This window comes from Pandoraea sp. PE-S2T-3 (assembly GCF_002179965.1).
Taxonomy (GTDB): Bacteria; Pseudomonadota; Gammaproteobacteria; order Burkholderiales; family Burkholderiaceae; genus Pandoraea.
The window spans coordinates 769,868-794,272 of sequence record NZ_NGUQ01000037.1 but is presented as its reverse complement, the minus strand read 5'-3'; the positions used below and the strand labels follow the sequence as shown (position 1 = coordinate 794,272).

Genomic DNA, 24,405 nt, shown 5'->3' with positions numbered 1-24,405 from the left:
TTCCAGTGGTTCTTGTCCGCTTGCGGCGTTCGGTAGGACCGGCGCGAGCGGTAATGTCATTGGGGGTTATCTAGTGGCTGCGTTCTGCGAGACAGCTTGTTTGCCGCTGGCTGAAGGGTTCTCCTGCCACAGGGCAAGCCAGCGTTGGTGCTGTTGTGGGGTGGCTTGCCGCGTAAGCGTCAGTGAGACGGACGGCACGCCCCGGCTGTCCAGCAACGTGATTTGCCCGTCGTTCTTGCCGAAGTCATCACACTTCGCGGCGATTCCCGACACGCGCACGTGCAGCGTGAAATCCCGAATCTGCACGCTCAACCATCCACCGCCGATATTCCTGATTTGCTTGATGCGCCCGGCTTGCGCCAACGACGCGCCGTCGTTGCTGACGTCGATCCGCACCGGCCATCCGCCAGACTTCGCGGCGTCGAGCGCATCGGCCAAGGCCAGTCTTGCCCGGCGGCCATCCTGATCCGAGCGCTGGCAAAGCTTGTCCGCGGTACGTTCCCGCGATACACCGGGCGAAGCTGGGACTGCGACGTCGTTCGCCGTGCCCGGCGTCCCCGTTGAACGAAATGCCACGACGAATGCATCGTAGTCCGTCACGTGTTGCTCGTCCATGGACGTGACTTTGGCGATATTGCGCCCCTGCGCGTCGAAGAATTGCAGTTGACGATAGGGTTCGCGCTTCACCCCGTAGTAGCGCGTGACGGCATACGCGGATGCCCAGCGCGACGCATCGACCGTCATGTCCAGCGCCCCGGTCGCCTTGCCGCTAGCGTCAAAGAACGGCTTCGACGAACGAATGACCTGCTCGGCAATGCCATGCTCCGTGCGCACCATTACCTCGATACGCCCCAAGCGGTGAAGCCGGGCGAGCATTGCCTGCAAATCCGAGGGCGTCATACGCAGCGGAACGACCACGCTGTCCTGCTCTGCCGCCACGAGTTCGCCTTCGGATGTAGCAAGCAACTCACTGGCTTCGCGCGCTGGCATGTCCTGCTTTGACAACGCCTGCCAACGCACCGCGATGGTCTTCACCTGCGTCGTATCCGACAACGATGCCGGGGTTGCCTGAACGCTGTCCAGCCACAGCCCGCTGTCACCGGTGCGTGTCGCGTCAAGCGGGCGGGCAACCCATGCCTGCTTGCTGTAGCGCAGCGTGCCGTCGGCGAAGTGCGCCGAGGCCGGGTCATCGGACTGCGAGCCCGCCATGAGCGTGCGGGCGTCCACCGGCCCGCCGTTCGCACCGAACGTGACCACTTGCAAGTAGCTGTTCGAAAACGCGTGCGCGTCGATCTTGAGCGCACCGTCCTCGATGCGGGCGTCGCTATTGCAGCCCGACGTGAAATAGCCCTCGTCGTCGCAGCCGCCGAACCACGGAATTCGTACGCCGTTGCGCACTGCGTACATGGCGGAGCCGGTTTCCGCGTCAGGGGTGAAGCCCCCCTCCCGCAGTCGCAACACCGCGACGCCGAGCCATTTGGCGAGTGTCTTGCCGTCGACATTCAGCGTGTTGGGGGTATCGAGCGGACGCTGCGGGTCGAACGGCACCGCAAACCGCTTGTCTTCCGGGACCGATTTGATCTGAGCCCACCACGCATCCCACAGCACCGCGCCTTGCGCGAATGGGCTGGCGGTGTTGTCCCAGCGTTGCAACACACGGCACGCGTCGGCGATGTCGACATCTCGCGCGGGCGTTGCGCTCTGATTTTTTTCGACGGGTTGCACCGACACGATCTGACGGCCACCGTCGGGCTTGCAGGCACTCGCGACCGCCTGCGCTTTGAACAGCAGCGCGGACATCGAACGTGCGTCGAGCGCAGCGCGTGCGACGCTGTCGGCCGTTGCCCCCGCCGACCCGAGGCCGTCGCTGCCACGGATGCGCTGGCCGGCAAGACGGAAACCCAGCCGCGGCCGCAGCCCCATTTCCGTGCGCTCACCGCCCGTCACGGCGGCAAAGCCGGTCAGCGGCTGCGCGGGGTTGACGATCCAATGCGTGTTGTTCATGTTCGCGACGTAGTCTTGGCGGAACAGCTGCGGCATGGCGTCGGCGGGCAACGCCCCCGCTTGGGCGGCATCCGGGCTGGACTGCCAGCCACACGCGGAACGCGACCCATCGAGGAACGGCACGCCCGGCGCCTGTGCGGCGAACGCCTTGCCGAGCGGCGGCGTGCATTGTGCGGCCAGCGCGTCGGGCACGTTCGGCACCGCACCGACGTCGCCGAACCACACACGCGGATCGCCGCGACCGATAGCGACCGTGTTGACCCACGGCGTGGCCGCTTCCCGGCGGGCAATCGAGACGAAATCGTCGAGCGACGTCGCACGCCCCCACGCGAGGAAGTTCGCGAACACCCGGTAGTTGTCGGCATTGATGTCACGAATCACGAATGCCTGACCGGGCTTGCCATCAGCACCGGCCCGCCACTGCAACGCGGGCGACATCGCACCGAGATTGACGACGGGCCCCAGCGCCGTGCGGTAGAGCGTGCGGCTTCGGGGTTGCACCGTGCCGTCCGCCTCGCGGACCGGGACCGTCACGGTCACGGGCGTCATGGCGACAGGTTTGCCGTCGACCAGATAAGTGGTCTCGGAATTCGGCGCGAGCGACAACTGAAACAGGCCGAAGCGCCGCGCGGCGGATACCGTGTGCGTCCATGCGATGTCGTGGTTGAAGCCGATCATGACCACAGGAACGCCCAGAAACGACACGCCGCTGACGTCGAGCTGTCCCGGCACGGTCAGTCGCATCTGATAGAAGCGGTCCGGCCCTTCGAGGAACCAGTGCGGGTTGCCCAGCAGCACCGACTGTGCGCCTGCGCTACCCTGCGCGCCAAACGCGAGTGCGTTGCTGCCGATGCCGCGCCCGCCGCCGACGTCGAACTCCCCGTCACGCAACGCGAGCTTTTCGACCGGCGACGTGCTGACTTGGGGCTGCCGAGGTATTCCTGACGTTTTTCCCGGCGGCATCGCGCCCGCCACTCGCCCGGCAAATCGCGCCATTCCCCCCGCCAGATTGGCAGCGAACAAGCGCCGGTAGACATCGTCCGGCGAGATGGCCGTCACCCACGGTTCGCTACGGCAAGCCGCGTGCGACGGCGCGCTCTTGTTGCGTTGCCAGTCTTGCAGGTAGCGGTTGTAGCCTGCGGCAAACCCATCGACCAGTTCGCGAAATTGCGGCGTCTGGGCCTCGCGGTACGCCTGTAACCGCGCGTTGTCGGCCACCAGCCGGAAGAAGACATCGGAATCCAGATTGTCGGTGTCACCCAGCGTCGAGGCGGTCGGTTGCGTGCCCTGCGCGCCGAAGTAGCGCGACCGATCGCCGCGATACGTGACGAACGCCTGCGCCATCGTGCAGAGGTCATCCTGTGCCTGCACATACGCCGCGCCCCAGCCGAGGCTTCCCCAATCGTTCGCGACGATATGCGGCATGCCGTCCGTCGTCCGCTCGATTTGGGCGCGATAGCGCTGCGGCTCCGGACTACCGGCCACCGCTGGCGAGTGCGACGCGTCTGCCGCGCAGCCACCCAGCACGGCAAGACAGAGCGCTCCCAGCATGATGCGTGAACCGACAGGGCGACGACGATCCGGATGGTTGATGCGAAATGTCATGAGTGATTGCCTGCCGAGGTGTTCTGTTGAAGCAGCGAATCGAAAGCACGATGCAGCGACGCGATGAAATCCGGATGACGCACGATGCCGGTGTGATCGGTGTCGAAAGTCTCGACGGTGACGTGTCCGGCCTGAGCCCGCCACGCGCGGGTGGCGGCGATCGCATCGAGCGCATTCGTCGTGTCGCCGTCGCGGCGTGCGAGCCAAAGGTGCATCGGCACCGGCAACGGCGCCGCGTCGTGCCCGCTCGCCGATACGGCGTCGAAATGCTTGCCGATGCGCAGTACGGTGGCGAGCCATTGCCGTCCGTCGTCGCCTTCGGGAATCACGCCCTGCCACCGCCCGGCGTCTGCCTGCATGGCGGCCAGCAAGTGGTCGATCTCTGCGTCATTGACCTGCATGGCGTGCGTGATATCGACGGTAGTCGCTGGTTCACCTGACGATGCTGCACTTTGGGGCGCTTCGCCATCCACGCTGCCAAGGAAGTCGACGACTTCCCCCTGCGCGACGAGCACACCCGCCACATGACGCGCGATGGCGGCACCGCTCGACCAGCCCAGCAAACGGTACGGGCCATTGGGCTGCACCCGGCGAATCGCCGTCGCGTAATCCTCTGCCAGCGTCCCGAGCGAATCGGGGGCCCACGTGGCATCTGTATACATCGGCGATTGCACGCCGTGCACCTGTGCCACGTCATCGAGCGCGCTGGCCAGCGGCCGGTACTCGCCGACGAGGCCGTAGCCGGGGTGAATCGCGAACAGTTGCGTGGTCGCCGAAGAACGGTTGAGCGTGACGATATTGGCCGGCCGTCCTTGCGCGGTCTCGTCCAGCCACGATGCGAGCACGGCAAGCGTCGGATGTGCGAACAGACCTTCCAGTGAGAACTGACCGAAGCCACGTCGCTGCGCGTTCGCGGCCACCTTGAGCGCCGCGAGCGAGTCGCCGCCGATGGCGAAGAAGTTGTCGTGCCGGCCGAAGCCGTCGTGGCCGAGGGTGTCGCGCCAGACGTCGAACAATAGCGATTCGGTCGGCGTCATCGGCCCTTGCGCGGTCTCGCCCGCCGTCGGTACGGTCGGCTCCGGCAGCGCAGCGCGGTTGAGTTTGCCGTTGGGCATCAGCGGCAACGCATCGAGCCGCACGAACGCGCCCGGGATCATGAAGCCCGGCAAACGCGTCTGAAGCGCATCGCGCAACGTGTCGGTATCGACCAGCGAGGCATCACCCGTGACGTAGCCCACCAGTTGGCGCTCGTCGCCCTGCCCTCGCAGTTCAGCGACGGCCTCTCGCACGCCCGGAACGCTGCGCAGTGCAGATTCCACCTCGCCCAGTTCAATCCGGAAGCCGCGCAGCTTCACTTGTTGATCCATACGGCCGAGGAAGTCGATGGTCCCGTCCGGTCGCTGACGGCAAAGGTCGCCGGATCGGTACAGGCGTGCGCCGTCGTGACGGTGTGGGTCCGGGACAAACTTCTCTGCGGTGAGCGACGCGCGGCCAAGATAGCCCCGGGCCAGTGTTTCACCGCCGATGCACAGCTCGCCGAGCGCACCGGCAGGCAGCGCATTGCCCGTGTCATCACAGACATAGACGTCGCGCGACGGATACGGGCCGCCGATGGACACGATGGGTTGCGCACAATCCGCGTCCTGCGTGGGCCGGTACATGCAGGCAACGGTGGTCTCCGTCGGTCCGTAGAGATTGTCCAGACGGATGTGAGCGAGCGGCCCGTTGCGCCATTGCCGCAGAGCATCACCGGGCAAGCCTTCCCCGCCGACGGTAATTTGGCGCAAGGCGAGCGACGCCGGGTCAGGCGGCTCGTGCAGCCACTGCTGCCAATACGCCGTTGGAATCCGGGCGAACGTCACTTGTCGCGCAACCAGTTGGCGATTGGTGGTCGCAAGATCCCACGGCTTCGCACCGCGCATTTCGATGCTGCCGCCTTGCATGAGCGATGGCAGCATTTCATGCAACGCCACGTCGAAGTTGATGGTCGATGACTGCAACTGACGGTCGGACGAAGCAATGCCGTACGTCGTGATGAAGTCACTCAGGTGCAGCGCGAGGCTGCGTTGGCTGACAGCCACCCCTTTCGGACGCCCGGTCGAGCCCGACGTGTAGATGACGTACGCCAGTTGGTCGCCCTGGACTTTCGCGTGCGCATCGATGTCGCGCGGCGCGCCGTCAATCTCTGCTTCGTCGCCCTCACCCTGCGCCGGTCTGAATTGATCGATATCGATCTCATCGCGCTGCACAAACAGTGCTGCCAGCGCATGGCGGGTTTCGGCATCGGTCAACACGCGGGAGACGCCCGCATCTTCCATCATGTAAGCCAGACGGTCGGCCGGATACTCCGGGTCGAGCGGCACGAACGCGGCACCGGCGCGCAGCACACCGATTAGCGCGGGTACTACTGCCGCAGACCGCCGCAGGCACAGCCCCACCCGCTCCTCACGCTTCACGCCGGACACGATGAGCCGCCGGGCAACCCGCGCCGACCATGCGTCCAGTTCACCGTACGTCAGGTGTTCGTCTTCACAGTGAACCGCGTTCTCGCCCGCGTGTGAGCGCGCCTTTTCGAGCAACGTTTGCGTGACCGGGCGCCACGGCTTGTCCGTCGTGTTGCCACCTTCGGCACGACTCGGCTTTGCAGTGACCCGGACGGGGGCTTCGACCAGACGTACGTCACCCAGCGCAACCTCTGGTGGCGTCGGCATCGCTTCGTCCCGGACCAGCCGGTCGAGCACCGCGCGGTAACCCGCCAGCATCTCGCCAACGGTATCCCGTTCGAAAATGTCGCACGCGTAAGTCAGCGACAGGCCGAACGCTTCATCTTCAAAGACGTTGAGAACCAGATCGAACCGGGCAGTCGCCGCTTCATTGGCCAGCAGCCCGAATTGAACACCCGGTAACGACGTCGGCTTGCCGGCACGCGCGCCGTAATTGAACATCACCTGAAACAGCGGCGTATGGCTCAGGCTGCGCTGCGTTTGCAGCGCATCGACAACGCGTGCGAACGGCACATCCTGATGCGCTTGCGCTTCGATCATGCGGTCGCGCGTCTGCGCGAGCAGGTCGCCGAGGGTTTGCAGGCCGGTCAACGCGCTGCGGATGACGAGCGTGTTGACGAAGAAACCGACGAGATCATCGGTGGCCGGGTGGACGCGTCCAGCAACCGGCACGCCCACGCGCACATCCTTCTGTGCAGCGTAACGGGAGAGCGTGAGTTGCCACGCGCTGAGCAGCACGGTGAACGGTGTCGTGCCATGCCGGCGTGCCAGCGAACGGACACGGCGGCTGACATCGCCCGGCAACTCGGCGGTGATGCGTGCGCCGCGATCGGCGCGCAAGCCGGTCCGCTTACGTGCCACGGGCAACTCCAATACCGGATGTTCGTCACCCAATCGGTCTCGCCAATACGCCAGTTGCGCCGACTCGCGCGCGTCGTCCAGCCATTCGCGATGCCATGCGGCAAAGTCACCGTATTGCGCTGCCAGCGGCGTGAAGGCGGGTTCGCCGCCAGCCAGGCGTGCCGTGTAGGCATTGCCGAAGTCGCGCGCCAGTACCCCGACCGACCACTCGTCGGCGACGATGTGATGCGTCGCAAAGTGCAGAACATGTGAGGTGGTGCCAAGACGCAGGAGCGTCACCCGAAGGATTGGCCCATGCGTCAGGTCAATCGGTTTGGACGATAGTGCCTGAAGGCGTTCACTAAGCGCGCCGCGGCTGCGCTCAAGGTCTTCGACGGCCCAGCCGAACGCATTGGCGGCATCCACAACTTGCCACGGCGTGTCGTCGACTGCCTCGAAGTGGCTGTGAAGCACGTCATGGCGCTTGACGACGTCGGTCACAGCGAGTTCAAGCGCCTGCGAGTCGAGTTGCCCGTCAAGCCGGAACGCGCCCGTCATGTGATACGCGGCGCTCGACGGATCAAGCTGCCAAAGGAACCACAGACGCGCCTGACCCTGCGTGAGCGGCGCACGCTGGCGGTCGGCTCGCGGGGGAATTGGCGCGATGATCGCGGGCGTTGGCGTAGTGCCAAACGGTGCATCGCTATCCGGCGAGGCCTGCCCAAGGCGTTCGGCCAGCGCAGATAACGTCGCGGCAGCAAAGACATCGCGCAGTGCGAGTGCCCTCGCGTGTTTCGTGGCCAGCAGCGAAACGACCTGCATGGCTTGCAGCGAATGGCCGCCCAAAGCGAAGAAGTTATCGTCGCGACCGATGCGCTCGACGCCCAGCACGTCACGCCAGACGTCCGCGAGCAATGCCTCGTCGCCCGCCTGCGGGGCTGAGAAATTTCGCGATGCGATGTCTGGCGCAGGCAGTGCCTTGCGGTCGATCTTGCCGTTGGGGGTCAGCGGCAGCGCAGGCAGTGCAAGGATGGTTGCCGGCACCATGTAGTCCGGCAGTTGCGCGGCCAATTCACGCCGTAGCGCATCGGTATCCGGCACCCCGTCTGCCAGCGTGACGTACCCGACCAGTTGTGCGCCGGACGTCCCTTCGTGGGCGACGACCACGGCCGCTCCGACATTTGTACACGCGGCCAGACGCGCTTCAATCTCCCCGAGTTCGATGCGATGACCACGAATCTTGACCTGATGATCGGTACGGCCGAGGAATTCGAGCGTGCCGTCGTGCTTCCAGCGTGCGAGATCCCCGGTGCGGTAAAGCCGCTTGCCGTCTGGCGAAAAAGGATCGGGGACAAAGCGCTCGGCACTCAGGTCTGCCCGGCCGAAGTAGCCACGCGCCAGACCACTGCCGCCAAGGTATAGCTCGCCCGCCACGCCCGGTGGCACTGCTTGAAGCCGGGTATCGAGCACGCGCGCCTGCGTACCGGCGATGACGTTGCCCAACACCGGCTTGCCGACGACGCGGCCAAGCATCGACCAGATCGTCGTTTCGGTCGGCCCATACAGGTTCCAGAGTTCGCAGCCACGCGCCCGCAGGGCATCGGCCAGATCCGGCGGCAGGGCCTCGCCGCCGCACAACGCGCGCAACGCCGGCCACGGTTGGTCTGCCGCGAGCAACATGCGCCATGTCGCGGGTGTCGATTGCAGGACCGTTGCCCGGCTTGCCTGCAACAACGCAGCGAGCGCGAAGCCGTCACGGGCGGTTTCACTCGACGCCACAATCACTTGCGCACCCAACGTGAGCGGCAGGAAGAGTTCGAGGGCGGCAATATCGAAGGAAAGCGACGTCACCGCGACCCATCGGTCACCCGCTGCGAGCCCGGGGCGCTGCGCCAGACTGGACAGAAAGTTCGACAGCCCGCCGTGGCGCACCATCACGCCTTTCGGTTTGCCGGTCGAGCCCGAGGTGTAGATCACATAGGCCAGATGCTCCGCCCCGACTTGAACCTCGGGCGCAGTGTCGGCGTATGCATCGCCGTCGAAGCCATCCAGCAGCAGATATTCCAAGCCCACAGTCGACGGCAGCGTTGCCTGAAGCGGCGACTGAGTAATGAGCCGCGTCACACCGCTGTGGTCGAGCATGTAGCGCAGGCGTTCCGCCGGATACGTGGGGTCGAGCGGCACATAGCAGCCGCCCGCCTTGAGCACGCCAAGCAGCGCCACGAGCATGCCGGCACCCCGGTCGAGCGCAATGGCCACCGGCACATCGGGCCCGACGCCCTGCGCGATCAGGGCGTGCGCCAACTGATTGCTGCGGCGTTCCAGCGCGGCATACGTCAGCGATTCGTCATCCCCGCGCACGGCGACAGCATCCGGCGTTCGACGCGCTTGCGCAGCAACGCGGACATGCACCGGCGCGTCGGCTGAGAAGTCTTCGGTCGCGACGCCCCACGCGTCGAGTTGCGCCGCTGCCTCCGTGTCGACGAGCACGACGTCGTCAATCACGGCATCGTCCGAGGCGCACAGGGCGGACAACATAGTTTCGTATTGGCTCGACAGACGTGCCATCGTCGACGGCTCGAACAGTTCGCGGGCATACGTGAAGCTGCCCGCGATGGCGCCGCCGGACGTTTCGCTGACGTTTAACGTCAATTCAAACTGGGCAGCCTCGCCCCCCGTGTCGAAATGACGGGTCGTGAGACCGGGCAGCTCACGCAGCACGCGATAGTCCTCGCGCTGGTGATTGAACATGACCTGAAACAACGGTGTGTGACTGACGCTGCGCGTGGGCGACAGCGCGTCGACGAGACTGTCGAACGGTAGCGTCTGGTGACCGAGCGCCTGCTGCGTGCGCTCGCCGATCATGCTCACAAGTTCCGCGACACACATGCGGGCCGGGAAGTCCGCACGCATCACGAGCGTATTGATGAATACGCCGATCAGGTTGGCGACCTCGGGCTGGTCACGGCCGGAGACCGGGACGCCGACACGAATTTCGTCTTGTGCGCACCAGCGGTGCAGCAGTGCCTGAAAGGCCGACAAGAGCAGGACATAGGGCGTGACGCCGTGGCGACGGGCGGCATCGCGCACAGACGTGACGCTCGCCGTATCGAGTTGGAACGGGTGGCGTGCGGCCTTGTACACACCGGTCGGATGACGCGGGTGGTCGTGTGGGAGATCGGCGACGGGGTGGGCGTCGCCCAGCTGCGCGCGCCAGTACCCCAGTTGCCGGTCGCGCTCGGCACCGTCAAACGTGTCGCGCTGCCACGCGGCGTAGTCGCCGTACTGGACAGGTAATTCGACCCGTGACGGGGCAGACGTTTGAGCGCCAGCCCGGCAATGCGCCGTGTAGGCGGCGACGAATGCATCGAGCAGCACGCCGACCGACCAGCCATCCGCCACGATGTGATGCATGGCGATCAACAGTACGTGATCCGCCGCGTCTGCCTCGGGTGGCACGCCCTTCAGTCGCATGATGCCCACACGCAGTAACGGCCCGCGCTGCAAATCGAACGGGGCGTCGGTGAAAGCCTGCGCGCGAGCAGGTGCATCGGCGGGGTGGGCATCAAACACCTGCCACACAAAATCCGGCAGATCGTGAACGACCTGCACGGCCTCAGTTGCGCCCTCCGGCACTTCGAACGTCGTGCGCAGCACCTCATGCTGCGCCACGATGTCCCTGAAGGCATGGCGCACGGCTGTCTCGTCCAAGATGCCGCGCAAGCCAATGCCACCGGCAACGTGATAGGCACTGCTATCCGGTTGCAGATGCCAGAGGAACCACAACCGGCGTTGCGCATGTGACATGGGCAGTGCCGAACGCGACCGGCGCGTGCGTGCGATGGGCGGTAGCGCCGCGTCGGTCATTTCCAGCGATGCCGACGCCAATGCGGCCAATGAACGATGGACGAACATCTGCCGGGGCGAGATGGCAATACCGCGTGCGGCGGCACGCGCCACCACTCGCAGTACCAGAATCGAATCGCCGCCGAGCGAAAAGAAGTTGTCGTTGCGGCCAACGCGCGCGAGGCCAAGCACCTCGGCCCAGACTTCCGCCAGCGCTGATTCGCGCTCGCCGCTGGGCGCCACGTAGCCGCCCTGTTCGAACGACGGCGCGGGCAAAGCGCGACGGTTCAGCTTGCCGCCCGGCGTCATCGGCAATGCATCGAGCGCCACGATGGCCGAGGGCACGAGCGGTGCCGGTAAGGCAGCTTCGAGCGCGGCGCGCAGCGTCGTCGTATCGGGCGCGCGGCCGCCCTGCCCGGTGACGTACGCGGCCAATCGCGTGCCGGCGTCACTTTCGAAGGCGGTCACGACCGCTTCTCGCACGCCCGGCTGCGCGAGCAATGCAGACTCGATTTCGCCAAGCTCAACGCGGAAGCCGCGGATTTTGACTTGGAAATCAACCCGTCCGACGTAGTCCAGTTGCCCGTCTGCCCGCCAACGAACCAGATCACCGGTGCGGTAGGCCCGGCTGCCCGGCGCGCCGAACGGATCGGGCACGAAACGGTCAGCCGTCTGGGCGGCACGGTCGAGATAGCCGCGCGCCAACAGGTCGCCACCGATCAGCAGCTCGCCGATCGCGCCCTGCGGCGCCAGTGTCATATCGGGCGCGACGACGTATAGCCGTCGTCCTTGCAGTGCACGTCCGATCGGCACGCTGGTGGCACTGTCGTCGGTCTCGCCGGATGCCACCCACGCGGATGCTGTGACTGCCGCCTCAGTCGGCCCGTAGGTATTGAGCAGGCGGATGTGCCCGAGATGCGTCTGGTCGCGCCAGCGCCGCAACCCCTGCGCGGACATCGCTTCGCCCCCCACGTGCAATTGGCGAACTTGTGCGAGCGGTCGCGCGTGGGAGCGCTGGTCGAAGCCCTCATCCAACGCCTGAACCAGTACGTTCCAGTACGCCGTCGGCAAATCGACCACGGTGACGCCGTCACGCGCGACGTTGGCGACAAACTCGTCCGCGCTCCACAATTGCGGACCGCGCAGAACAACGGCGGCCCCGACGTGCAGCGCCGGGAAAAGCTGTTCGACGAACCCGTCGAAGTTCATCGTCGAGAACTGCAATACCCGGTCGGCGGCAGACAACTCGCACAGCGACGCCCAGACGCGCGCCTGCGCAGCGAGCGCGCCGTGGCTGATCGCGACGCCCTTGGGCTTGCCCGTCGATCCTGACGTGTAGATGACGTAAGCCAGATGCGCTGGCAATAACGGCACGTCGGGGGCGGTATCGGGCGTGTTCAGCGGCGCATCGACATCGACACGCACGGCACCCTCGGGCAGCGCGACGTGCGAACTCGCCGCGTGGCCCAGCACCAGTCCCGCGCCGCTGTCTTCAAGCATGTCGGCGAGCCGTTGCGGCGGATAGTCCGGATCGAGCGGCACGTACGCCCCACCGGCCTTGAGCACGGCGAGAATGCCGACGACCATGTCGACCGAGCGCGTCAAGGCGACACCGACGCGGGTGTCGGGTTTGACGCCCAGCGCGATCAGATGGTGGGCCAGTCGGTTCGCGCGGGTATCGAGCGCCGCGCGGGAGAGCGTGACGCCGTCGTGCACCAGCGCCACCGCCTCGGCACCACTCGCCACATGGGCCTCGAAGCGACGATGTACCGGCATGAACGTTTCAAGTGCGAGCCGTGTTTCCCCATGCTCGACAAGGCGCGCGTGCGCATCGCCCGTCAGTATCGCGAGATCGCCCAGTCGCGTGTCCGGTGCGGCGACGAACGACGCGAGAAGCGACACGAACTGATCGCACAGCCGAGCCATCGTTTCCGGCGCAAAAAGCTCCCGCGCGTAATCAACGCTCCCAGTGAGCCCGCCAGACGCCAGCTCATGCGCACTCAGCGTCAATTCGAATTGTGCGGCGCGCATGCGCGGCAAGTACCGCTCGACGTGAAGGCCATCGAGCGCCTGCACGGCACTCGCGTCATCGCGTTGATAGTTGAGCAGCACCTGAAACAAGGGCGTGTGCGTCAGGCTGCGCTCGGGTGCCAGTGCCTCGACCAGCGCTTCGAACGGCAATGCCTGATGGGCTGAGGCCTCCAGCACGTGCGCACGGGTTCGGTCGAGGAGTTCCGCAACGGTTTGTGATGCGTCGAGCCGACCGCGCAACACCTGCGTGTTCATGAACAAGCCGATCAGTGGCGCACTTTCCGGCAACTCTCGTCCGGCAATCGGCACGCCCACGCGAATGTCGCGCAGGCCGCTGTGTCTCGACAGCAGCAGTTGGAACGCCGCGAGCACGATCATGAACGGTGTCGCACGATGGGTCGCCGCAAGCTCGCGGACACCGGCCGTCAATGCGGGCGGCAACGAAAACGGCACGGACGCTTCCGTGTACTGCGCCAGCGGTTCGCGCGGGTGGTCCGACGGCAGCAGCAATACGGGTGCTGTCTCGCCTTCCCCTAACGCTGCCCGCCACCAGTCAAGCTGGCGTTGCTGTTCCCCCGCCGCGAGTCGGCCCCGCTGCCATGCGGCAACGTCAGCGTATTGCAGGGTCAACGCGGGGAGGTCCGGTGCTTGCCCAGCCACAGCGGCCTGATAACCGGCGACAAATTCCCGAAGCACAATATCGATGGACCAGCCGTCCGCGACGATGTGATGCATCGCGACCAGCAGGATGTGTTCGGAGACCGGCTCACCGGGAAGTGCCAGCAGTGCCACGCGTAACAGCGGTCCGGTGCGCAGATCGAACGGCGTGTCGTTGAACGTCTGCGCCCTGTGGTTCGCCTCATCTTGCGTGGCGACATCAACGTGCTGCCATTCAAACGGCAGATCGGCGTGCACGATCTGAAGCAATTCGGTGTCGTCGCCGCCGACGGACTTGTCGCTGAACGTGGTGCGAAGCACTTCATGCCGCGCCACCATGCCCGCGAACGCCTGACGGACAGCGTTGGCGTTCAATGCGCCCTTCAACCGCATGGCACCGGTAATGTGATACGCCGAGCTTTCGGGTTGCAGCGCCCACAGGAACCATTGGCGCTGCTGAGCGTGTGAGGCGGCGATACACAATCGGCCATCCTCACGAACCAGCATGTCGGGGCGACTCTGCGGCGGCACGTCGTCAGTTACCAACGCCGCCAGTGCACGCAGCGTTGCGGCCTCGAACCATTGCCGAGGTGTCGATTCAACGCCCGCCGCTGCCGCATGGGCGACGCCCCGGAGCGTCAGAATCGAGTCACCCCCGAGGGCATAGAAGTTGTCGTCGCGGCCAATGAGCGTGTCGTTTGCGAGACGCAGCACCGAGCGCCACGCGTCAGCAAGCCGTGTTTCGATGTTTCCTGTCGGTGCTTCATAGACAGTGTCACTTTGCTGCGGCACTGGCAGGGCTCGCCGGTCGATCTTGCCGTTTGGCGTGAGCGGCATGGCAGGAATCACCAGCACGCGCCCCGGCACCATGTAGTCGGGCAGCGTGTGGCCGATGGCACGGCGCAAGTCGACTTCATCGAGCTGGGCGCCGGGCAATGCCGTCACATAGCCGACCAGACGCACACCGGCCGGCCCCGTGTGTGCCGTCACCACGGCTTCGCGCACGCCCTCGCAAGCCAGCAAACCCGCTTCGATCTCCCCCAACTCAATGCGGAACCCGCGAATCTTCACCTGCTGATCGATGCGGCCGATGAACTCGATATCGCCATCCGCACGACGCCGCACCAGATCCCCGGTGCGATACAGTCTTGCGCCTTCGGCGGCGAACGGATGCGGAACAAAGCGCTCCGCCGTGAGCGAGGCGCGCTGCCAATACCCGCGTGCCAGCCCTTCGCCGCCAAGATAAAGCTCGCCCGGAACACCGGTCGGCGTCTCATTGAGACTGGCGTCGAGCACCCACGCCTGTGTCGCACGAATCGGCGCACCAAGGGGGGTCTTATCGCCGTCGACGCGAGCGACCAACGACCAGATCGTCGTCTCGGTAGGTCCATACATGTTCCAGAGGGCTACGCCGCGCGCCAGCAACGACTGCGCCAGATCGGGCGGCAGCGCTTCGCCGCCGCATAACCCTTTCAGTCCCTGAAGGGCCTGATGCGTCGACCGTCCGGCTGACGTGGCATGCGTTTCGACATCGAGCAACATGCGCCACGTGGCTGGCGTTGCTTGAAGTACCGTGGCCCGGGAATCCGTAAGCAATCGCGAAAGCGCTGCGCCGTCACGCGTCGTGTGCTTGTCCGCGACGATCAATTGCGCACCGGTGACGAGCGGCAGGTACAGCTCCAGCGCCGCAATGTCGAACGACAGTGACGTCACGGCGACCCAGCGATCCTCCGCCGTTAGCCCGGGCCGCTCGCCCAGACTCGCGATGAAACTCGATAGCGCGGCGTGCCGCACCATGACGCCCTTGGGCCGCCCGGTCGATCCCGACGTGTAAATCACGTAAGCCAGATGCTCGGGCAGTACGGTCACGTTCAGGGCTTCTAAGGCAACCTCTGCCTCGTCGGCCGGAATGTCTGCGGACATCACCTCAAAAGTCCGGATTTCCGCCGGAAATGCCAGCCGCGTGGCGACTTCGGGGCAGGTGACGATCCGTTGCAAGCCACTGTCCGCCACGATGTAGGCCAGACGCTCGGCGGGATATTCAGGATCGAGCGGCACGTAAGCCGCACCCGCGCGGAGTACGCCGAGCACTGCCACGACCATATCGACCGAGCGTTCAAGCGCGACGCCGATGCAAGTATCAGGCCCCGCGCCATCAGCGATGAGGCGTCGCGCCAGCGCATCGGCGCGATGCAGCAATTCGCTATACGTCAGACGCGATTCGCCGCAGACGACCGCCAATCGGGATGGGTCTTGCGTCGCCCGCGACGCAATGCGTATAGGCACCGGGTCGAGCCGCGCATCGTGCGCGTTGGCCGCGAGTTCATCGGGCAGGCAATCCGCAGCAAGGTGCGGCGAAGCGCGTTGGGTCAGCACGACGGCGCCGGTCGCCCTCTCAGGCGCACTCACCAGCGTATCGAGCCAGTGGCCGAAGTCATCGAGCAAGGCATGAACGAGCGCGCCATCGACGCGGTCGCGATCGTATTCGAGATCGAGATCCGCGCCGTGTCGATGCCAGTCGACCGCCAGCGTCAGGTCGAATTGCGGCGTGTCGTTGGCCAGCGTCAGCACGTCAACCTGTACGTCGCCGACCCGCAGTTGCGGGGCAGCGTCCGACTGGCTGAAGTTGAACATCGTCTGGAAAATGCTGCCGCCGCTACGCCGCGCCACATCCAGTGCCAGCTCGAACGGCACGTCAAGGCGATCCAGCGCCGCCACCCGGGTGCGGCTCACATCGTCAACGCAAGCGCGCAACGACTGTGCCGGACGATGACGGGCCCGATACACCTGTGTGCCGACAAAGCATCCGATCAAATCGGGCGTGCCGGGGATATGCCGTCCATCGACGGGCACGCCGACGAGAAAATCGCCCTCGCCGTGATACCGGCGCAGGGTCAGTTGCCAGAGGGCGAGCAGCGCGACGAACGGTGTCACACCCGCTTGCTGGCACCACGCGGTCAGTGCGGCGTGCCGGGGCGCATCCAGGGGATGACGTAACACACCGCGACGCACTCCGGCCTCACGTGCCGACAGCGCGGGGAGTTGCAACGGCCCGTACTCGTGCGCGAGATCGCGGCGCCACCCGTCGAGCGCTGCCTGCCATCGCCCACTGATAAGCCCAGCGTGCTGGCGTTGCGCGTAGTCGGCATATTGAATCGCCAGCGACGGCAGTGCCGCCATCGGGTCGGCGCCCTGCACGACGGCCTGATAGGCCTGTGCAAACTCGCGCGCCCAGACGTCGTTCGACGCGGCGTCCGAAATCAGGTGATGCATGGTGACGGCCAGCACGTGCTGGCGGTCCGGCAAATCAATCCAGCTCACGCGCAGCAAGGGGGCGGCGGCGAGATCGAACGGTGTCCGGGCGCTCTCCGAGGCGAACGCGGCAACGCGTGTCTCGATGTCAGAGGCTGGCAGGTTGCGCCAGTCCAGACGTGTCATGGCGAACGGCACTTCAGGCAGTACCGTTTGCGATGGCTCGCCATCCTGCATGGCAAAGGCGGTGCGCAAGACATCGTGACGGGAGATGACCGCGCGGATCGCCTGCTCCACGGCGTTCGCATCGATCGCAGTGCCGCCGCTCAACCGGAATACGCGCGCGATGTGATACGCATCGTCGTCCGGGGCGAACTGTTGCGCCATCCAGAGCCGGCGTTGCGCAAACGACAGTGGCACGGCGGATGACGGCGATGCAGGCTCGGCGTGGCGGGCGGCGAGATGGCCCGCGCGCTCGCGTTCGGTCTCGTGTTCGCTCTCAGAATCGCTGGCCGCCGACGCATGCGTGTCGAGCATCAACAGTTCCAGCAGCGCGCGGTCGAGATCTTCCATGGCCATGCCAGCATCCTCCGGTAACGGCCCGCGCAACGCGCACGGGCCGGAACAGCGATCCGGCGCACGTCGGCGCGCGCCAGAGGTCCTGCACTTACGTCAAACCGTCGATCCGTCAATCAATAGGCGGTTCGCAGGGTCAACATCACGGTGCGCGGCTGGCCTCGGGCGTAAGCCGCAGCAAAGTAATCGCGATCGAACAGATTGTTCGCGTTGAGCGACAAGGAGGTCTTCTTCGTGAACGCATAGCTGATCGACGCATCGACCACGGCGTAGAAGCCCTGATTGGCGGTGAAGCCGTTACGCGTCGTCGATGTCTCGCTCACGGCAGTCACGCCCGCCCCCACGGTGAGCCCGTTCCAGCTGCCCGGCAGGCGATAGCTGGTCCAGAGCTTGAAGATGTTGTGCGGCGAAATCGACGAGAACGGCGACGCGATCGTGTCGAAGCTGTTCGAGTCTTCCAACTGGCTGTTGTTGTACGTGTAGCTGCCGAACAATTTCCAGCCGGACAGCAACTCACCCGTGCCCGAGACCTCGAAGCCACGCGTGCGCGCCTTGCCCAGCGCCACGTAGTGCGACTGGGTCGGGTCGTTCGGGTCGATCATCGCGCGGTTGGACTGGTTGATCTGATAGACCGCAAACGCCGTCGTGAAGCGGCCGTCCATGAACTCGCCCTTGATCCCGGCTTCGTACTGATCACCCGTGATCGGCTTGATCAGCGTGCCGGAGGTCGTCAGCAAGTTGTCCTGCGGCTGGAAGATGCTCGTATAGCTGGCGTAGACCGACCACGTCTTGTTCAGGTCGTACACCAACCCCGCATAGCCCGTGAACTTGCCGGCGTTGCCCAGCGAGTTGCCGTTCATGTTGAAGACGTTGTAGGTCGGATCGACTGCGAACTTCGACTGGTACCAGCTCACGCGCCCGCCGAGAATCAGGGTCAACTGATCGAGCAGCGAGAGACGCGTCTGCGCGTAGATGCCGTACTGCTTGGCATAGGTGTTGTTGCGGCTCACCGTGTCGGGCGTGCCCGGGAACACCGGCATCGGGTACAGAATGTTCAGCAGGTTGACGTTGGAGACGTTGAACAGGTTGTCCGGCGTGCCGTAGTACTGCGACTGGTGCTCGACCATGCGCATGTAGTTGGCGCCGATGGTGGCCTGATGCGTGCGCCCGAACAGCGTGAACGGGCCCGTCGCGGACACGTCGATATTGGTCTTGCCCTCGCTCACCACGTTGTTCGTCGAACTGATGTCGCCGGTGTAGGTTGCCGGGTCCCACGCATTGAACTGGCTAGCTTGCAGAGTGTTCGAGCGTGAGTACACGTAATCGAACACGGCCTTGGCCGTCCAGCCGCCGCCGAGCTTCTGGTGCAATTCGGCAAAGAGATCCGTGGTGCGGAATGTGTCGCGGTTCCAGCCGGCGCCGTAGTAATGGCCACGCGGCAGATTGCCGTAGGTGCCGTCGGTGTAAATGCCCCAGATCCACGGCTCGTTTGACGTGTACTCGTTGTAGCTCGCGCCGACGCGCAGCAGCGTCGTAGACGTCAGGTCGGCTTCCAGCGTGCCGTACAGCACTTTGTTGCGCGTGTTGGTGGTGTCCTGCACGCCATCGGCGCCGGTATACGACACGACGGCGCGCCCACGCAGCGACCCTGCCGGATTGAGCGGTCCGCCCACGTCGATGGTGGCGCCGCTGTTACCGCGCGTACCGCCGCTGAGCGTTGCGCTGGCCTCGAATTCTTTCTGCGCGTGCTTGCGCACGAGGTTGACCGCGCCGCCCGGTGCGCCGAAGCCATTCAGCAGGCCTGACGGCCCGGTCAGCACTTCGACCCGGTCGTAGATCGCCAGACTCGGCTGGAACGTATCGGCGGTGACCGACATGCTGCTGTTCACGTAGGACGGCGTGCCATCCACAAGGAACGAGGTGATCGGGAAGCCGCGTGCGTAGTACTGCACACGGTCCGAGTCGCTCTGCAAGGTGGTGATGCCGGGCGCGTACTGCATGGCGTCCTTGAGCGTCTGGAAGTTCTGCTCCTTGATTTGCTCTTGTGTGATCACCGACACGGTTTGCGGGATTTCGCGTGCCGTCATCGGAATCTTCGAGCCAACCGTCGTGGGAGGGTTCAGCGCTTCGGCCACCGCGTCGCGCTGGTCTTCCACGTTGGTTGCCGGCAGTGCCGCGACCGGTGCGGCCCCGGGCGCTGTTGCGGTGTCACTTGCGGCATTGTTCGCCGGTTGCGCCGCGCTGTTGCCCTGCGTGGCTTGAGACTGCGCCTGTGCCGCAGCCGCTTGCCCCAGAAGCAGCAACATAACCGCCAGACTTGTACGACTCGGTGTGAGTGCGCCCCTCCGTATTGTTCGGTACTGCCCGTGAATCGACTTCATGTGCAACCTTCCCCTTGACGTGTGGTGGCGCGCTCTCAGCGGCGCATGCTGCATCGGGATCAGGAATTCCGCCCGACGTAAAAATAGAAGTGAAATAATAACCGTTCTCATTTGCATTCACAATGAGAACGGGCCGGACCGTCATGACAACGAAATGATTTCGGATTCCGCCCGAGCCACGTGCCCGGGCGATCCCATGGGTTGTTGGGTTGCGCCGCCGCTCAGGTCGCCGCGTTACTCGCCTGACGGGCACGCGCCAGCCATGCCGCCTGGGCTTCGGGCGGCAACGCATCGAACGCCAGCCGGGCCTGTGCGCGGCGAACGAGTCCATCGCCACCGTCCTGACGTGCATAGAGGGCGTCTGCCAGAGCGCGAATCGTTGGCGTGGCGAATACCTGCCCCGGCAGTACCTCGATATGCAGCCCTTCGCCGATACGGGCGACAAAGCGGATGACGGTCAGCGAATCGCCGCCCAGCGCAAAAAGGCTGCGTGTCACGCCGATGGGGGCGCGTCCCAGCAAGTCTTCGAGCCGCTTGGCCAGCCAGACTTCAAGCGGTGTTCGTGGTGATTCGTCGACAGCCGCACCCCCGCCTCCTTGTTCCGCAACTCTCGGGTCAGGCAAGGCCTGCCGATCGACCTTCCCGTTAGCCAGACGCGGCATCGTCGCCAGCGCCACGACAAACGCTGGCACCCATGCGCCGGGCAGTCGATTGGCGAGCGTTTCGCCGACGAGTGTTGATGCATCGGTTACCCCGGGCGCCACCACGTAGGCCGCGAGTAGCGTCTGTGCGCCGCTGCCCCACGTGCGCACGGTCACTTGCGCGATGCCCGGAATGTCGCGACATGCGGCTTCGATTTCCGCCGGCTCAACGCGGTGGCCGCGGATCTTGACCTGTTCGTCGGCGCGGCCAAGCCATTGAATCCCGCCTTGCGGCAACCATCGGGCGACGTCGCCGGTGCGGTAGAGTCGCGCACCCGGTTTGAACGGGTCGTCCACGAACCCTTCCCCGGCGTCACGACCGAGGTAACCATCCGTCAACTGCGCGCCACCGAGATAGAGCATCCCGCGTGCGCCGACCGGGGTGATCGACAGGTCATCGTCAAGCACGCGTGCATAGCAGTTCGCGAGCGGCTGGGTCAAAGGCAGCGTGGCGCTGTCCAGACCGATAGACGATTCAACAGCGCAATCGTGGGTCAGCACGCCGACCGTGGTCTCCGTCGGTCCGTAGTGATTGACGACGCGTACGTCTGCCCGGATTTGCCGCAGTGTTCGAACCAACGGCTGCGGCGCCGCTTCACCGCCGAGCACGACGGTGGCGGGCAACACGGGCGAGGCGATCTGCACCAGCGCGTCGAGATGAGACGGTGTGATCTTGACGAGATCGACCTCGGTGCGGCCGATGAATCGAGCGAAGGCGGCGCCGTCCGCCATATCGGCTTCAGTGGCGACGACCAGACACGCCCCGGCCGCGATGGCGCCGAACAGTGCCGTATTACCGAGATCGGCCGCCACCGTGGAGCTCAGGGCGACGCGATGACCGGGGCCGAGCGACAACCGGTCGGCGATTGCATGAGCGTAGTTCGCCAGTTGACGATGCCCGATCGGCACGCCCTTCGGCACGCCGGTGGATCCCGAAGTGAAGATCACGTAGGCACAATCTGCCGCGCGAGGGGCAGGCAACGTGGCGTCACCTGTCATTGGCAGCGCCAGCGTCGAGAACGACACGACGGGCACGGGTGCGCCTTCCGCCTCAGGCTCGAACGGCGGTGCCGCGATCGCCAGCACAGGCTTGGCCTGCGACAGCACCGCGTGGATACGGGCAGCCGGCCATGAGGGATCGAGCGGCACATAGGCGGCGCCTGCCCGCATCGTCGCCAGCAAGGCAATCACCATATCCACGGTGCGCGGCATGGCGAGCGCCACCGTGTCGCTCGTACGCACGCCGCGTGCCTGAAGATTGGCCGACACGGTCAATACTTCGCTCGCGAGTTCGGACCATGTAAGGCACTTGCCCTCGCCTTCGATGGCATTGGCGCCGGGCGTTTCCTGCGCGTGCCGCAGCAGCGTGTGAATCACCGTCTCGTCGGGCACGGTCAGTTCCGGCCCTGTCCAACTCATATAGCGTGATCGCTGAACGCTCGACGTGACGTCGAGTTGCCGCCACGGCGCATCGGCTCGGGACGTTTGTGCGGCCAGCGACGCAAGCATCGTCAGACACTGGTCTGCCAGCACCTCGATGGCCTCGGCGGGATAAGCCCCCGCGTCGCCGGTCAGCGCGAATTGCGTGAGCGCGCCTCGCGCGTCCGTCACCAGATCGAGATGGCATTCCGCCTTGCCGAGCGGCGCGTGCAGGCCAACCAGACGCGCTGGCACGATGGCCGAATCCCACACCAGCGTGCGGATCGAGGCGAGCCCGTGGCGCGTCATGCTGGCCGGCACCGACTCCTGCCGATGACGATGTTCCTCGATGGTCTCGTTCAGGTGGCAAGCGGCGTCCACGAGCGAAAACGTATCGTCGAGGCGCACGCGCACTGGCAGCCGACGCTCGAAGACACCGACTGAGCCCGCGAGGGGGCCGTAGTCGGTGCGGCAGTCGTGGCATACCGTGCCGTCCACCACCGTCTGGCCGCCGATCCGCGCGAGCAGCGCCCACCATGCTGCCTGCAACAACAGGCCGGGGGCCGTGCCACGTGCTTGGGCGATTGCCACCAACGCTTGTCCGATCTCTGGCCCTACGGTGCGCCGTGCAGCATGTAATGGCGCGTCTTGTGCCGGTGCCACTGGCGCTGCTGCCTGATGACGAGACTGACGAGACGGCAGTCGAAGGCCGTCATGTGGCGTGCCGCCCTCATCTAGATAGCGGCGCCAGTAGGCTTGTCCGTCGAGCCCATCCTCGCCCTCGACGAGACTGTCTCGCCATGACGCGAAGTCTTCGTAGCGCAACGGCGCGTCGTCGTCCGTTACCCCGCGCCCTTGCGAATGTTGCGCATCGGCAAGCAATGCCTGCGCGAGCACGACGAGACTGGCCTCGTCGAACATCCACGCGCGCGCCATCAGGATGAGCCGCGTGCCGCTATCACACGTGAGCCAGATGGCGCAGGCATTGGCCTGCTGCGATGCGGCTTGCGCCGGCATTGGCCCTGACGCCATCGCCAGCGCGGTTGCGTCTGCCGAGTTGCCCGTCTCGTGAATCTGAATCCACGGCAGCCCCTTGGGAGGTGCCTCCGGCAAATGACGTACGCCACGAAAGCCCTCGACCTGACCGGTGGCCATCGTCAGCATCTCGTGCCGCGCCGGCAGCGCGGCCCAAGCGGCACGCACCGCCTCCGGTCCGAGCGCGGCGTCGGGCTCCACGACGACGGCCACGCAAGCCGTCTCCATGCCAAGCGCAACCCGTGCGCGTTGTTCCGGCGTCAGTCCGAATCCGTTATTGGTCATGGCTTGCGGTGTTGGGGGCGATTCATGCATGGTCGTCACCCTGCGGCATCGGGATCGGCGGATTGACGGGACTCGCCGCGTCGTCATTCACGTTCGTCGCGGGAACGCTGTCGCGCGACATCATCTGCGCCATCGCGACCACGATCTTGCGGGGCTCCTGATAGGGGTCGCGGGCGTGGGCGACCAGCAGGTTGTCGAGCATGACGACGTCACCCCGCTGCCAGTCGAAGCGGAACGCGCATGCCTCGTAGGCGTTGCCGATCAGCGCCATCGTCTCGTCGTCGATGGGCGTGCCATCGCCGTACAGGACGTTGCGCGGCAAGCGGTCTTCACCGGCAATGTCCATCAGATGCTGACGCACGTCCGGCGCGAGGAAGTACGGGTGATGCAGTTGCACCTGATTGAAGAACGCCAGTTCGCCGGTGACCGGATGCCGCAGCACACCCGGGCCGCGCGAGACCGTCTGCAATGTGTCGCCAAACCAGCGCACCTGTGTGCCGACGGCGCGGCAGCGGGCTTCGACGTCTTCCCGGCTATCAGTATGGAAGAACTGGCGCCACGGCACGTCCAGCCCTTCGATGAATGTGCGCACGTAGCACAGGCCGAGCCGCGCGAAGCGATCCACGACGTCAGGCGGCAACCGGCGCAGCATCTCGCGGCCGTCGACGATCGGTGTCGCGCCGCCCACCTGCGAGGGCAACTCGCAATAGAACCACTGCTTGCGCGGCCATTGCTCAAGGTGCGAGCTTTCGTTATGGAAGAGGATCATTTCCTTCTCGGGGTACGGCGTCGACCGATACGTCCGGTCCCCCTCTTCCTTCTTCGGCAGATCACCGTAGTCGCCGTAAAGTTCGGGCACGATGGCTTCTACGAAGCGCTCGAACTGGCGCGGTCCTTCGATGGCGAAGCCGCGCAGCAGCAGACCGCCGTGGCGTGCCAGCCAGATATCGATCTGCTCGCGATGCCGTGCCGCCCATACGAACGGGTCGAGGTCTGCGTGCAGCGGTTCGATGAGGGCCGGAAAGCCCGTGCCTGCCTGCATCGGCGTGATGCGGACCTGATAGTCCGGCGTGCCGGCATTTCCGGGAGCGGCATCCGCCGCCGGACGGGCGAGCTTGCGTCCACCGCCCAATGCGCCGAGCTTTTCGAGCTTTGCGGCGCGCGCGGCGTCACGCGTACGTGCGGCGTCCTGCGCCGGCGGCGGGGTCATCGGGGGCGTCGGGGGCATCGGGGTATCGGGTTCCATGAGATAGGTCTCCAGAAGCTTGA

Annotated in this window: 5 protein-coding genes (1 of these 5 running past the window's edge); all 5 read right to left on the bottom strand. The window is 65.5% G+C overall.

Features of this window, described 5'->3' with window-relative positions; genetic code table 11:
* Positions 1–66: 66 nt before the first annotated feature.
* On the bottom strand, positions 67–3,609 hold the full coding sequence (locus CDV46_RS25580; protein WP_087725820.1) for a penicillin acylase family protein: 3,543 nt from the start codon (positions 3,607–3,609) through the stop codon (positions 67–69).
* The gene (locus CDV46_RS25575) at positions 3,606–17,318 is read right to left on the bottom strand and encodes a non-ribosomal peptide synthetase (RefSeq protein WP_087725818.1); all 13,713 of its coding nucleotides are present in this window, start codon (positions 17,316–17,318) and stop codon (positions 3,606–3,608) included. The genes CDV46_RS25580 and CDV46_RS25575 overlap by 4 nt, the downstream gene beginning before the upstream one ends.
* Before the next feature lie 113 nt (positions 17,319–17,431).
* Positions 17,432–19,621, bottom strand: coding sequence for a TonB-dependent siderophore receptor (locus tag CDV46_RS25570; protein WP_176399198.1), 2,190 nt, complete (start codon positions 19,619–19,621; stop codon positions 17,432–17,434).
* 296 nt (positions 19,622–19,917) lie between these two features.
* Positions 19,918–23,166: a non-ribosomal peptide synthetase gene (locus CDV46_RS25565; RefSeq protein ID WP_176399197.1), complete on the bottom strand. Its 3,249-nt coding sequence runs from the start codon at positions 23,164–23,166 to the stop codon at positions 19,918–19,920.
* On the bottom strand, positions 23,159–24,405 hold the 3' end of the coding sequence (locus CDV46_RS25560) for a non-ribosomal peptide synthetase (RefSeq protein ID WP_087725811.1). 26,977 nt of this gene lie beyond the right edge of the window; 1,247 of the gene's 28,224 nt are visible here — the last part of the coding sequence; its start codon lies off the right edge, out of view; it ends in the stop codon at positions 23,159–23,161. Before CDV46_RS25560 ends, CDV46_RS25565 begins: the two co-directional genes overlap by 8 nt.

What these genes read in the sequence shown, in the direction of transcription:
- CDV46_RS25580 (WP_087725820.1), bottom strand. Translation starts at nt 3,609, where the DNA reads ATGACATTTCGCATCAACCATCCGGATCGTCGTCGCCCTGTCGGTTCA.
- CDV46_RS25575 (WP_087725818.1), bottom strand. Translation starts at nt 17,318, where the DNA reads ATGGCCATGGAAGATCTCGACCGCGCGCTGCTGGAACTGTTGATGCTC.
- CDV46_RS25570 (WP_176399198.1), bottom strand. Translation starts at nt 19,621, where the DNA reads ATGTTGCTGCTTCTGGGGCAAGCGGCTGCGGCACAGGCGCAGTCTCAA.
- CDV46_RS25565 (WP_176399197.1), bottom strand. Translation starts at nt 23,166, where the DNA reads ATGCATGAATCGCCCCCAACACCGCAAGCCATGACCAATAACGGATTC.